The sequence below is a fragment of the Caballeronia sp. LZ019 genome, from assembly GCF_031450825.1.
GTDB lineage: Bacteria > Pseudomonadota > Gammaproteobacteria > Burkholderiales > Burkholderiaceae > Caballeronia.
Window position 1 is genome coordinate 121,821 of the sequence record NZ_JARTVZ010000001.1, and the last position, 12,633, is coordinate 134,453.

Consider the following 12,633-nt stretch of genomic DNA (forward strand, 5'->3'; position numbering starts at 1 on the left):
AGTCGCCATGCCGACGGGCTGGCTCACCGTCGATCGCTCGTCGCAGGTCTACGGCCGGTATTTCGGACAGCAGATCAAAGTGCCGGTGTGGTCCACGGCGATCGTCGGGGCTTCGATGAAGATCGTCGTGGATACGGGCATCCACGATCCGGGCTGGGTATCGAACTTCGTCTGTCCGTGCGATCAGGCGCCGGAAGAGCGGCTCGAACGCGCGCTGAAAGAGTACGTGGGATGGAGCGCGGACGACGTTGATATCGTCATCAACACGCATCTGCATTACGACCATTCGGGCGGCAACACGCTCTTTCGCAATGCGCGCTTCATCGTGCAGGCGGCCGAGTGGGAATACGCGGGGCGTCCGTTGCCGACGCAGGCCACGTATTACCAGGAGTTTCTGATCGGACGCGAACCGCTCGCCTACTTCCGCTGGCAATTCGCGCACGGGGTGACGGATATCGTTCCCGGCGTGCGCGTGGTGCCGACGCCGGGGCATACGCCCGGCCATCAGTCGGTGGCGGTGGATACGGAAGAAGGCGTCGTGCTGATCGCCGGCGACTGCGCGAACTGCATGGAGAACATCGTCGATCTCGTGCCGGTCGGCATCGTGCATGAAACGCTGGCGGAAATGAGTTCGCTCACGCGCATCCGGCAGATCGCGGACTTCGTGATTCCCGGACACGATCCGAACGTGGCGCCGGGAAGCGCGGGCATCGCACTGCCTGCGAGCGCGCGTCTGCCGCATGTATCGAAGTAAGCCGAAAGGCACGAGCAGCAAGTCGGGATACCAATAACGAAGGACCGGAGGAAGACATGAAAGCATGGACGCATTCGATTCGTCTTGCGAGCCGGGCGGCGCTCGGCATCGCGTTCGCGACGGCGCTCGGGGTGTCGGCGCACGCCGAGGCGGCGGGCAAGTACAAGGTCTTCTTGTCGATGAGCTACGTCGGCAACGACTGGCAGACAGAAGCCGCGAACATGGTGAAGGCGATGGCGAACACGCCTGCGCTGAAGGACAAGGTCGATCTCGAAGTGCAGGTCGCGGGCACCGACGCGCAGAAGCAGATTCAGCAGATCAACTCGATGGTGCAGGCGGGCGCGAAGGCGATCATCATCTATCCGATATCGCCGACGGCGCTCAATCGCGCGATCAAGAACGCCTGCTCGAAAGGCGTGGTCGTGGCCGCATACGACGCCGAAGTGACCGAGCCGTGCGCGCATAACGTGACCATCGACCAGCATCAGGCGGGCACCGTGACCGCCGAATGGCTCGCCAAGACGATCAACGGCAAGGGCAACATCGTGATGATCAACGGTGTGCCGGGAACGTCGGTGGACCGTGCACGCACGGAGGCCGCGAAGGCGGTGTTCGCGAAGCACCCCGACATCAAGATCGTCGCGGAAGGCACCGGCATGTGGAGCCAGGCGACGGCCAAGACCGAACTGTCCAAGATTCTCGCCACGAACAGCTGGGACAAGATCGACGGCCTGTGGATGCAGGTCGGCTGCTTCACGGCGGCGTCGATGCAACTGGAAGCGGGCGTCCCCGATGACAAGGTCAAGCCGTGCGCGGGCGAATCGTCGAACGGGCATCGCGTGCAGATGCTGCCGCCGGGCACGGTGAAGGGCGAGGGAAGCTATCGCTCGATCGGCTATCGCTCGATCTCGTATGGCGCGCCGCCGTACTCGGGTGCGATGGCGCTCAAGATGGCCGTGCAGAAGCTCGAAGGCAAGGAGTTTCCGCAGCGCGTGACGCTCAAGCTGCCGCTCGTGCTGACGAACGAATCGAAGCTCTGCAAGAGCGGCAGTATCGACGAACTGAAGGCGGGCTGCACCGCGTTCCCGCCGGACAAGGTGCCGCCGGGCTGGTTCGCCGACATCTATTCGGAAGACACGCGCGAAGTCGGGTTCAACGCGGCGCTCACCGGCAACCAGGACTGAAGCGGCGCACCGAAGGAGACGAGCAATGACGAGCGCATCCATGACTGACAGCGGCGCGCTGGCTATCGACGTCGCGAACGTGACCAAGCGCTTTGGCGCGACGGTCGCGCTCGACGGCGCGTCGTTCAAGGTCAGGCGCGGGACGGTGCACGCACTGCTCGGCGAAAACGGCGCGGGCAAGTCCACTACCGTGAAGCTGCTGTCCGGGCTGATGCAGCCGGACAGCGGCAGCATCCACGTGATGGGCAGCGAAGTGACGATGCGCGGCCCGAAGGACGCGCATCGCGCGGGCGTGCAGACTGCGTTCCAGGAGATGACCCTGGTGCGCGATCTGACGGTCGAGCAGAACCTGTTGATGTCATATGAACCGACGGGCCTCTTCGGGCGCATCAAGAAGCGCGAGGCGCAGCGGCAGGCATCCGAATGGCTCGAACGGCTCGAGCTGTCCGACATCCGCCCCGGCGCATATATTCGCGATCTCGCGCTGCCGGTGCGCCAGAAGATCGAGATTGCGAAGGCGATCGTTCGGGGTCCGAAAGTGCTGCTGCTCGACGAGCCGACGTCCGCGCTTTCCGGTGCGGATGTCGCGTGGCTCGCGCGCCGCATCGATGAACTGAAGGCAAGCGGCGTCACGTTCGTGTTCATCTCGCATCGCATGCAGGAAGTGCGCGAGTTCTGCGACAGCCTCACCGTGTATCGAAACGGGAAAGATGTCGGCGCGTTCGATGCCTCGGACATCTCGGACGAGGAAGTGATTCGCCTCGTCATCGGACGCTCGATGGAGGCGAAGTATCCGCCGAAGGTGACGCCGCCGGTGCGCACGCAAGCCTCGGCGCAGCCGCCCGCGATCGAAGCGCGCGGCATTCGTGTCGATGGCGTCGTGAGCGATTTCAATCTCACACTGAAGGCAGGCGAGGTGCACGGCATCGCGGCGCTTCAGGGCATGGGACAGCGCGAGCTCTTCGAAGCGCTGTTCGGCGCGGAGTATATCGACGAAGGGGAGATTCGCATCGACGGCCGGCCGGTCACGCTGACCTGCACCGCCGATTCGCTGAAGGCCGGCGTGGCGACGAGCTTCTTGCCCGAGGACCGCAAGACGGAAGGGCTGTTCCTGCGGCTGCCCGGCGGCGAAAACGTCTCGCTGCCGGTGATCGGACGCTATGCGCGTTTCGGCCTCATCGATCGCAGGCGCGAGCGCGCCGCCATCGCCAGATCGCTTGCGCAGATGGAAGTGAACCCGCGTGCGCTCTACAAGCCGTGTCTCTCGTTCTCGGGCGGCAATCAGCAGAAGATCGCGATGGCCAAGTGGCTGCTCACGCAAAGCCGCGTGTGGCTGATGTTCGATCCGACGCGCGGTATCGATGTCGGCACGAAGCACCAGATTTTCGTGCTGATGCGCGCCTTCGCGGCGGCGGGCGGCGCGGTGCTGTTTTATTCGACCGACGTGCCCGAGCTGGTGAACGTGTGCGATCGCGTGTCGGTGATGTATCGCGGGCGCAATGTCGGCGAGCTGGAAGGCGACGCGCTCACCGAAGAGAACGTCATGCGCAGGATGCTGTCGAGTTAAAGCGGTCAACGCTACGGAGAACGGAACATGAAGATTGCGATTGCGTCGCCCGAAAGCGAGATCGTGCGGCCGGGCGCGCGCGTGGGATGGGGCGCGCGCATCGATCATCATCGCGGGCTCATTATCGCGGTGAGCGCGCTCGTCGCGATGCTGGCCGCGTGGGTATCGCTGTCCGCGACGCCCGTGGGCATGTACGACATCGGCTCGGTCATTTCCAGTGCGACGACGCTGGCGCTCGCGGCCATCGGGCAGACCATCGTCGTGCTGTCGGGCGGCTTCGATTTGTCGGCGTCGGCGGTGGTGTCGCTCGCCAACGTGCTCGCGGTGCGCTTGGTCGCCGGCTCGCCGATGGAGCAATGGGCGGGCGCGGCGCTCATTCTTGCGATCGGCGGCGGCATCGGGCTCGTGAACGGTGCGCTGATCGCATGGTTCCGGCTGCAGTCCATCGTCGTCACGCTCGCGACCATGTTCATGGTGCAAGGCCTCACGCTGCTGATCCAAAACAAGCCGGGCGGCGCGGTAGGCGAGCAGTTCGGCGCATTCATCACGTCGGACCTGATCCCCGAGAAGCTGCCGATGTCGGCAGGCGTGCTGATCGTCGCGTTGCTGGTGTGGGCGTTCATCCGGCGCACGCGCTTCGGCGTCGGGCTGTATGCGCTCGGCAGCGACCCCGACGGCGCGTTCGCCAACGGCGTGCCGGTCACGCGCTATCGCATCGCAACGTATGCGCTCGCCGGCGTCTTCTACGCAGCGGCGGGCCTGTATGTGTCGGCGCAAACGGGCTCGGCCGATCCGCTCGTCGGCAGGCCGTTGCTGCTGTCGATGTTCACCGCCGTCGTGCTCGGCGGCACGTTGCTCGGCGGCGGGCGCGGCGGCTGCACGGGCACCGTGTTCGCGGCAATGACGCTGATGATTACCGTGAACATCCTGCTCGTGCTGAACGTGTCGGCGTTTTTCACGACGATCGCCGAAGCGGTCATCCTCATTCTCGCGGTGCTCGGTTCGTCGATCGGCAAGCAATCGGCAGCGCACGAATGCGCGCGCCACTCGGCGCAATGGCTCAAGGCGGTGCGAACGGGCACGCGTGCGAAAGACGACCGGCAGGCGCGCCGCGTATCGTTCGAAGTGAACGACTATCAGCCGATCAAGAACACGGAGTTGAAGGGCCGCGCGCTGTCGGACTGGATCGAGCGCAATCGCGAATGGGTCAAGTATGTGATGCCCGCGTATCTGCTGTTCATTGCGGTCGTGGCGGTGACGGGCGTGGTCTACGGGCCGGGCGTGCTCGCGAGCGCCGGCTTCTACAGCAGCTTGCTGACGCTCACGTTGTTCCTCGCGATTCTCGGTCTCGGCCAGGGCGCGGTCATTCTGACGGGCGGTCTCGATCTTTCGATGCCGTGGCTCATCACGCTGTCCGGCGTCTTGCTGACGGGTCTCACGCACGGCGTCAACGATGCCGCAGCGTGGGCGGTGCCGGTCGTGCTCGGCGTCGGCCTGCTGGTCGGCGTGTTCAACGGCGTGGGCGTCGTGATGCTCGGCCTGCCGCCCATCGTCGTGACGCTCGCGGCGAACGGCCTTCTGCAAGGACTCACGCTCATCTATTGCAACGGCTCGCCGCAAGGATGGTCGCCGTCCGCGATCAGCGAGTTCACCAACGGACGGCTCGGACCGCTGTCGCTCGCGGCGTGGAGCGTGCCGCTCTTTCTCGTCGTCGCGTTGCTGCTGCTGCATCGCACGCCGTTCGGCCGGCGCGTGTATGCGGTCGGCAATTCGCAAGTCGCCGCGCGGTTATCGGGCGTGCGCGTCGGTTCGACGCTGATTGCCGTCTACTGCCTCTCGGGTCTGTGTTCCGCCGTCGTCGGGCTGCTGCTTGCGGGCTTCAGTTCGCAGGCGTTCCTCGGCATGGGCGATCCGTACCTGCTGCCGTCGATTGCGGTCGTCGTCGTGGGCGGCGCGCTCATCACCGGGGGAAGGGGACATTATCTCGGCGTATTCGGAGGCGCGCTCTTGCTGACCGCGCTCGGCACCCTGCTCGCGGGCACGACCGTGCCTCCGGCGGTCAGGGACATCATCAACGGGCTCGTCGTGCTGGCCGCCGTCATCACACTGCGCGACAAGCGGGCCTGAAACTATCGAGGAAGCATCGAATGCAAGGAAGACACATCGCGGTCATCGGGTCGGGGCGCATCGGACGTGCGTGGGCCATCGTGTTCGCGCGCAACGGCTTCGCGGTCAGGATCCACGACGCTTCCAGCGACATGCTGGCGGGCGCGATCCCATCGATCCGCGAAAGCGTGGAAGACCTCGCGTCGTTCGGTCTCGTCGACGAATCCGTCGATACGATCGTCGCGCGCATCACGACATGCGACACGCTGGCCGAAACGGTCGCGGACGCCGATCTCGTGCAGGAGAACATCGCGGAAGTGGTGGAAGCGAAGCGCGCGCTGTTCGCCGAGCTGGATCGCCTGACGAAGCCCGGTGCACTGCTCGCGAGTTCGACTTCCGGCCTGCCGGCGTCGACGTTCACGGAAGGCCTGGAAGGACGTTCGCGTTGCCTCGTCGCGCATCCGGTGAACCCGCCGTCGCTCGTGCCGCTCGTGGAATTGTGCGGTGCGCCGTGGACCGATGCGCAGACGCTCGAGCGCGCGCGTGCGCTGTACGAGCAGGCAGGGCAGAAGCCCGTTTTCGTCAACCGCGAAATCTCGGGCTTCCTGCTGAACCGGCTGCAAGGCGCGGTCCTCGACGAAGCATTGAGCCTCTACGAGCAGGGCTATGCGAGCGCGGCCGATCTCGACACCGTCATGCGCGACGGCCTCGCGATGCGCTGGTCCTTCATGGGCCCGTTCGAGACCATCGACCTCAACGCGCCCGGCGGCGTCGCGGATTACGCGTCGCGTTATGGCGGCACGTATCGCAGCATCGCCGAGACGCGCAAGCCCTTCGCCTGGTCCGATGAAACGCTCGCGCGGCTGGCTGCCGAACGCCGCGCAGTGCTCGATGCGGACCGTATCGAAGAACGCAGCCGCTGGCGGGACCGTCGGCTGATGGCGCTGCTCGCGCATCGGCGGTCGCTGAAAGACGAGGGTTGATCCACAAAAACCAAGGAGACGGAGATGGCCGAAGTACGCTTGCTCGTGGACGCGAACAATCATCTGGGCGAAGGCCCGCTGTGGGACGTGCGGGAGGAACGGCTTTACTGGATCGACAGCACGGCCGCCGAAATCTATCGATGCCGCGCGGACGGCAGCGACGTCGAACGATTCTTCGTGCCGCGCCACATCGGTTCGATGGCGTTGCGCGAGAACGGCGGCGCGGTCGTCGCGCTCGCGAACGGCCTGCATTTTTACGACTTCGAATCGCAGACGGTCGAGTTCATCGCCGACCCGGAAGCCGACGATCCCGAAACGCGTTTCAACGACGGCAAGGTGGATCGCCGGGGCCGCTTCATCGCGGGCACCATGTCTTACGACTTCGACCGCTACTATGCGGACCGCGGCCAGCGTTCGACGCGCAGCGGCGGCCTGTACCGGCTCGATACGAACGGCAAGCTCGCGCGGCTCGACAGCGGCATCAGCTGTTCCAACGGGCCGTGCTGGAGCCCCGACAACCGCACGCTCTATTTCACCGATACATATAGCAAGGAGATGTACGCCTACGACTACGACATCGAAACGGGCGCGGCGACGAACCGGCGTCTCTTCGTATCGGCGCAAAACATGGCGGGCACGTTCGACGGCGCGACCGTCGATGAGGAAGGCTTCGTCTGGTCGGCGCTCGTGTTCGGCGGGCGCATCGTGCGCTTCGCGCCCGATGGCACGCTCGATCGCGTGGTGCCGTTTCCGGTGCGCAATCTCACGAGCGTGATGTTCGGCGGGCCGAATCTCGACACGCTCTACGTCACGACGATGGGCCGGCCGATGTGGGGCATTCCGCAGAAAGAACGCGACAAGGGCGGCTTGTTCGCGGTAACGGGACTCGGCGTGAAAGGCTTGCCGGAGCCGCGCTTCGCGGGCTGATCCGGTTTGTTTCGGGACGCGGCGGTCAAGCCGCCGCTGTTTCGCTCACGTCAACAACGCGCCTGCCGCGTAGAGTCGCGCATCGATTGGTAATCCCAAGAGGTTGGCATATTCTTTTTGAGTGAAAAGCCGACCGCGAGGAACCCGATCATGAACGATGATCTTGCAACACACGTGCGCGCCGATGCGAAGACCACCGCGGACGCCGTCACGAAAGGCTCCGCGTTGCAGGACGATGCCGGTCGCGGGTTCGTAGCGCGTCACCAGTTCGCCGTTGGCGATGACCATTTGCGTGAGGAGGCTCACTGCCTTCGCGCCGACGAAGAGCGGATCGAAGCGGATCAGCGGCTGACCGGTGGCGACCGTGTCGCCTTCGCTCACGAGCGGCGTGAAGCCTTCCCCGCGCAGCATGACCGTGTCGAGCCCGATGTGGATCAGCACTTCGATGCCGCTTTCGCCCGTCACGGTGACGGCGTGCGCGGCGCGGTGAAGCTGGGTGATCTTGCCGGCGAGGGGCGCGAGCAGTTCGTCGGAGACCGGGTCGATGGATACGCCGTCGCCGACCATCTTCTCGGCGAAGACCGGATCGGGCACGGATTCGATCGGGACCATGACGCCTGTGAGCGGCGCCATCAACGCGACCCGCGTCAAACGCTGCGGAGCTTTCATGGGAACGACTCCTTGGCCGCGGACGCTTGGAGGTCGCGGACCTGAGACGTGCTGAGCGATGCCTGCAAAGTGCTTTCACGATCCTGAGTCGAATCATAGGCAAAAGATTCGTGTTTTGCGCATCGAATGCGTATAACGTAGGGATCGATTTCCTTTCGCTTCGATGTGCTTTCGGTTTCGAAGGAGCCAGACATGCAAGCATCCGACATCATGACGACGTCCATCATTTCTGCGAGTCCTGAAATGTCGGTGCGCGACGCGGCGGGGACGATGGTCTTTGCCGGCATCAGCGGAATGCCGGTTATCGACGAGGAAGGCAAGCTGCTTGGCATCGTCACGGAGGGCGATCTCATGCATCGCGCGGAGCTCGGGACGGGGCTGAAGGATCGCGCGTGGTGGCAGGAGACGCTGCCGTCGGCGCGCGACATGGCGAGTCAGTATGTGAAGGAGCACGCGCGGAAGGTGAAGGACGTCATGACGACGGATGTCGCGACGATCACGGAGTCGTGTCCGATCGGCGACATTGCGGATCTGTTCGCGCAGCGGCATATCAAGCGGGTTCCCGTGATGCGCGATGGCCGCGTGGTCGGCGTGATCAGCCGGGCGAACCTGATTCGCGCGCTGGTGACGCGCACGCCTTGTCCGCCGGATGCCGGCGAGTGCAACGATGCCGCGTTGCGCGATGCGGTGCTGCAGGCGATGGAAGGGCATCCGTGGGCGATGGCGCGCGAGAGTGTGGTCGTCGAGCAGGGGACCGTGCACTTATGGGGCGCGGTGAAGAGCGCGGAAGAGGGGAACGCGCTGAGGGTCGCGGCGGAGAATGTGGCGGGGGTGCGGGGAGTGGTGACGCATTTTGGGGAGGGCGACGATGTTCAGCGGTAGCGTTGCGATGGCATGGCCACCGTCGAGGATTGCATAGCGTCGTTTCGCCGCCGAAACGAAAGGCGCGGCCGATGAGATGAATCGGCAGGATGGAGCCGTCGCTTGCTCACCCTTTCTCGTTGCGATGCTGCGAGCCGGTTCATGCCGGCGGATCGACTCCGATCCCCGCGCTTTCCGTCCACCGGAATGAGAAGCCCTGTGGGTTAAACGCTATTCCGTCGCGCCACTCATCCCGCGATAATCAACCGTTTCCGCCCGCACCGCCCCACCCCCATGCCCCCCCGAATCGACGACGAAATCACCTTCCGCAAGCTCGAAGTCCTGCTCGCGTTCATGGAGACCGGCAACCTTGCCAAGGCCGCCGAAGCATTGAACGTCAGCACGGTCAGCGTGCATCGCGCGTTGCATTCGCTCGAGCAGGGCGTGCGCTGCGCGCTCTTCCGCCATGAAGGCCGCAATCTCAAGTCAACGGAAGCCGCCCAGATGCTCGCCGACGTCGCGCAGGAAGTCATCACGCTGATGTCCGACGGCATCCGCGCGACGCGGGAAGCCGCCGGCTATTCGTCCGACCGCCTCAAAATCGGCTCCCTTTATTCGCTGACCATTCGCACCGTGCCGGGCATCGTCGTCGATATCAAGGTGCGCAGGCCGACCCTGCAAGTCGAACTCGTGCTCGGCTCCAACGAGATGCTGATCGACAAGCTCAAGCGCAGCGAAATCGACGCCGCCCTGATGGCCCTGCCCGATGCCGAAACCGAAGTGGAATCCATCCCGCTCTTCGAAGACGACATCTTCTTCGCCGCGCCCGCCGGATCGCCCTACGCCAAGCAGGAAGCCGTCGATCTGCGCGACTGCCGCGACGAAACCTTCGTCTCGCTCGGTGAAGGATTCGCCACGTATCACGGCTTCGTCGAGGCGTTCCGCGTCGCGGGCTTCGAGCCGAACGTAACCGTGCGAACCGGCGACATCTTCTCGCTGATGAATCTCGTAAGCGGCGGCGTCGGCTACACGCTCCTGCCGGGACGCGTGCGCGGCGTCTTCGGCGACAAAGTGCAGTTCATCCCGCTCAAGCCGCAATACCTGATGCGGCAAACCATCGGCGTCAGCTTCCTGCGCGCGCGGGAACGCGACCCGAACCTGCTCGCGCTGATGGCCGTCTGCCGCCTGCGCACGCGCAACCTCGATTGAGCGTTCAACGCTCGTCGCGCGCGCGTTCCCTGTCGATGAGCGCGTCCACATTGTCGAGCGATGTCTCGCTGCAACTGACAGCGATGCCTTGCGCGAACACGTCGGCCGCCAGCCGCGTCAGCACGTTTGCAGGCGGCATTTCCACGGCCAGCCGCGCGCCGCGCTCCCACGCGAGCCGCATCGTGTCGTGCCAGCGCACTTGCCGCGCCATGTTGCCGGCCAGATCGGCGGCGATGCGCCCGCCGTCGAACAGCGGCCTCGCGGCGCTGCTGCTCAGATAAACGATGCGCGGCGCGCGCACATCGACCGGCCGGAAAGCATCGGCGAGCGCGGCGGCGGGTGCATCGAGCAGGGCGCAATGCGATGGCACCGCCACATCGAGCCGGTCGCTGCGTTGCGCGCCGCGTTCGATGGCGATGGCCGCGAGACTTTGCATCGCGGCATCGCTGCCGGCGACGACCATCTGCGTCGGCGTGTTGATGTTCGCCAGAAAGACAGGCTCGGCGTCGCTATTAACTTGCGCGATCAGCGGTTCGAGCGCCCGCTGAGTCAGACCGACGATCGCCGTCATTCCGAAGCCGCGCGGATAAGCCTCTTCCATCAGCCGGCCACGCAAGGCAACGAGCCTGAGCGCGTCGGGATACGTGAGCGCGCCGGCAATCACCGCTGCGGGATACGCGCCGATCGACAGCCCCGAAACCATGTCGGGTTCGTGACCGCGCGCCTGAATGACCCGCGCCTGAGCGACGCCCGCTATCAGCAGGCAAAGCTGCACGGAGACGGTGGAGCGCAGCGCGGCGGAATCGTCGAGAGCACGCGCATCGCAGCCGAGGGTATCGCTTGCTTCTTCGAGCGTGCGCGCGGCTTCGCGATCATCGGGCAACGCGTGCAGCATGCCGGCGCGTTGCGAGCCCTGGCCAGGGAACGTGAAAAGCACGCTCATGATGTCCACGGGTCCGCAACGAGCTTCGGCCCGCGACCCGTCTTCAGCATCACGCGCCCGGCCCGCCCGGTCCACTCTGCAAGTGCGAAGCCGCCGTGACCGGTATCCACCTGCATGTCGATGCGTGCAGGCGCGGCCTGCAACAACGACAGCAACGCGCGCGCGTCATCGCGCGGCAACGGTCGGTCCGCACGCAGCAGCAAGTCGAGGTCGCTGTCCTCTCGCAATGTGCTCACGCCGCTTGCAAGCGCGAAGCCGACGCTGCCCGTCACGCCCCACGTCAATGCAAGTGCATCCAGCCGGGGCGCGATGAAGGCGAGGGCGCGCATGCACGGCAGGTTCGCGAGCGCGCCGTCTGCATCGAGCCATCCGCGTGCTCGGGCCAGTGCTTCCGGCGTCACGCATCGCGCGATGCGTTCGACGTTCACGAAGGCCGCGAAGCGCTCGTTGCGCGCGTGCCCGCGCAGACCGACGGGCACGACGCCGCGCTCCGCCGCCTCCCGCCGCACGACGGCCGGCGCGACCGACAGCCACTCGCGCGTAGCCCACGCAGGCATCGCCGATGTCGCCACGATGTCCTCCGGTGCTTCGACCCACACGAGATCGTGCGGGCGGGGCGCTTCACGATGGATCGACACTGCGGGTCTCCCGATGCCTCACGCGCCGACCAGCGCTTTCGTCGCGAAGAACAGCAGCGACGGCCCGAGCAGGCAGCCTACGCCCGTATGGAACGTCGCGATCAGCGCGCCGTACGGCACGAGCCGGCGATCCGTCGCGGCGAGTCCCGCGCTGACGCCGCTCACCGTGCCGGCGAGTCCGCCGAAGATCATCGCGGAGCGGGGCGTCCTCAGGCCCATGAAGCCGGCCGCGAGCGGCGTGCCGATCATCACGATGATCGCCTTGATGAGACCCGTCGCGATGCTGAGCGCGATCACGTCCGAACTCGCGCCGATCGCCGCGCCCGTCACCGGACCGACGATATACGTGACCGCGCCCGCGCCGATCGTCGTCATGCTGACGGCGTCGGTGTAGCCGAACGCATGCGCGACGCTCGCGCCGACGATGAAGGGCAGCACCGTGCCGAGCAGCAGCGACACCACGCCGATCATCCCGGCCTTGCGCGCTTCGGTCGCCTGCACTTCGAAGGCGGTCGCGACGATGGCGAAGTCGCGCAGCATCGCGCCGCCCATCAGGCCGACGCCCGCGAAGAGCGGCAGGTCCGCAAGCCCCTTCTGGCCCGACGTGAACACGCCGCCGAAGTAGGCCAGCACGAGCCCGATCACGATGGCGATCGCCGAGCCGTGCACGCGCCCGAACGTCAGCTTCCTCGAGATCACCGACGACACCCACATGATGAGCCCGACCAGCGCGAACGCCGTGACGAGACCGTTGTGAATCAGAACCTTATCGATCATTTGGAACATGGCTGT

At 65.5% G+C, this 12,633-nt stretch carries 11 protein-coding genes and 1 pseudogene; 8 read left to right on the forward strand and 4 right to left on the reverse strand.

Annotated features, from left to right (window positions below; translation table 11 throughout):
* Positions 1–7 precede the first annotated feature (7 nt).
* From P9255_RS00555 to P9255_RS00580, 6 genes are read left to right on the forward strand one after another with little or no spacing between them, the layout of a single operon-like run.
* The gene (locus tag P9255_RS00555) at positions 8–754 is read left to right on the forward strand and encodes an N-acyl homoserine lactonase family protein (RefSeq protein WP_309768950.1); all 747 of its coding nucleotides are present in this window, start codon (positions 8–10) and stop codon (positions 752–754) included.
* 56 nt (positions 755–810) lie between these two features.
* Positions 811–1,938: a sugar ABC transporter substrate-binding protein gene (locus P9255_RS00560; RefSeq protein WP_309768909.1), complete on the forward strand. Its 1,128-nt coding sequence runs from the start codon at positions 811–813 to the stop codon at positions 1,936–1,938.
* Between the two features lie 25 nt (positions 1,939–1,963).
* A complete protein-coding gene (locus tag P9255_RS00565) occupies positions 1,964–3,505 on the forward strand; it encodes a sugar ABC transporter ATP-binding protein (protein ID WP_309768910.1) in 1,542 nt (513 codons plus the stop codon).
* 27 nt (positions 3,506–3,532) lie between these two features.
* Entirely contained in the window at positions 3,533–5,632 is a 2,100-nt protein-coding gene (locus tag P9255_RS00570; RefSeq protein WP_309789023.1) for an ABC transporter permease, read from the forward strand.
* A 20-nt stretch (positions 5,633–5,652) separates the two neighbouring features.
* Positions 5,653–6,594 (forward strand): 3-hydroxyacyl-CoA dehydrogenase, encoded by a 942-nt coding sequence (locus P9255_RS00575; protein WP_309768912.1) that lies wholly within the window; start codon positions 5,653–5,655, stop codon positions 6,592–6,594.
* Between the two features lie 24 nt (positions 6,595–6,618).
* Entirely contained in the window at positions 6,619–7,521 is a 903-nt protein-coding gene (locus P9255_RS00580; protein WP_309768913.1) for an SMP-30/gluconolactonase/LRE family protein, read from the forward strand.
* Between the two features lie 228 nt (positions 7,522–7,749).
* Here the strand turns inward: P9255_RS00580 and P9255_RS00585 are convergent.
* A pseudogene (locus tag P9255_RS00585) lies at positions 7,750–8,190 on the reverse strand (PTS glucose transporter subunit IIA); the annotation flags it as partial.
* A 192-nt stretch (positions 8,191–8,382) separates the two neighbouring features.
* Between P9255_RS00585 and P9255_RS00590 the strand changes: the two are divergent.
* Both P9255_RS00590 and P9255_RS00595 read left to right on the forward strand, forming a co-directional pair.
* Complete coding sequence (locus P9255_RS00590; RefSeq protein WP_309768301.1) at positions 8,383–9,072, forward strand: CBS domain-containing protein; 690 nt, start codon at positions 8,383–8,385, stop codon at positions 9,070–9,072.
* A 273-nt stretch (positions 9,073–9,345) separates the two neighbouring features.
* The gene (locus tag P9255_RS00595) at positions 9,346–10,260 is read left to right on the forward strand and encodes a LysR family transcriptional regulator (RefSeq protein WP_309768302.1); all 915 of its coding nucleotides are present in this window, start codon (positions 9,346–9,348) and stop codon (positions 10,258–10,260) included.
* A 4-nt stretch (positions 10,261–10,264) separates the two neighbouring features.
* On the opposite strand, the gene mdcH is transcribed toward P9255_RS00595, so the two are convergent.
* From mdcH to madM, 3 genes are read right to left on the reverse strand one after another with little or no spacing between them, the layout of a single operon-like run.
* Positions 10,265–11,203: a malonate decarboxylase subunit epsilon gene (gene mdcH, locus P9255_RS00600; RefSeq protein ID WP_309768303.1), complete on the reverse strand. Its 939-nt coding sequence runs from the start codon at positions 11,201–11,203 to the stop codon at positions 10,265–10,267.
* Complete coding sequence (locus P9255_RS00605) at positions 11,200–11,841, reverse strand: malonate decarboxylase holo-ACP synthase (RefSeq protein WP_309768304.1); 642 nt, start codon at positions 11,839–11,841, stop codon at positions 11,200–11,202. The genes mdcH and P9255_RS00605 overlap by 4 nt, the downstream gene beginning before the upstream one ends.
* A gap of 18 nt (positions 11,842–11,859) precedes the next feature.
* A complete protein-coding gene (madM, locus tag P9255_RS00610; protein ID WP_309768305.1) occupies positions 11,860–12,627 on the reverse strand; it encodes a malonate transporter subunit MadM in 768 nt (255 codons plus the stop codon).
* Between the last annotated feature and the right edge of the window lie 6 nt (positions 12,628–12,633).

Excerpts from the sequence above, each read along its gene's own strand:
- P9255_RS00555 (WP_309768950.1), top strand. The coding sequence starts at position 8 with ATGCCGACGGGCTGGCTCACCGTCGATCGCTCGTCGCAGGTCTACGGC.
- P9255_RS00590 (WP_309768301.1), top strand. The coding sequence starts at position 8,383 with ATGCAAGCATCCGACATCATGACGACGTCCATCATTTCTGCGAGTCCT.
- P9255_RS00580 (WP_309768913.1), top strand. The coding sequence starts at position 6,619 with ATGGCCGAAGTACGCTTGCTCGTGGACGCGAACAATCATCTGGGCGAA.
- P9255_RS00565 (WP_309768910.1), top strand. The coding sequence starts at position 1,964 with ATGACGAGCGCATCCATGACTGACAGCGGCGCGCTGGCTATCGACGTC.
- madM (WP_309768305.1), bottom strand. The coding sequence starts at position 12,627 with ATGTTCCAAATGATCGATAAGGTTCTGATTCACAACGGTCTCGTCACG.
- P9255_RS00570 (WP_309789023.1), top strand. The coding sequence starts at position 3,533 with ATGAAGATTGCGATTGCGTCGCCCGAAAGCGAGATCGTGCGGCCGGGC.
- mdcH (WP_309768303.1), bottom strand. The coding sequence starts at position 11,203 with ATGAGCGTGCTTTTCACGTTCCCTGGCCAGGGCTCGCAACGCGCCGGC.
- P9255_RS00575 (WP_309768912.1), top strand. The coding sequence starts at position 5,653 with ATGCAAGGAAGACACATCGCGGTCATCGGGTCGGGGCGCATCGGACGT.
- P9255_RS00560 (WP_309768909.1), top strand. The coding sequence starts at position 811 with ATGAAAGCATGGACGCATTCGATTCGTCTTGCGAGCCGGGCGGCGCTC.
- P9255_RS00595 (WP_309768302.1), top strand. The coding sequence starts at position 9,346 with ATGCCCCCCCGAATCGACGACGAAATCACCTTCCGCAAGCTCGAAGTC.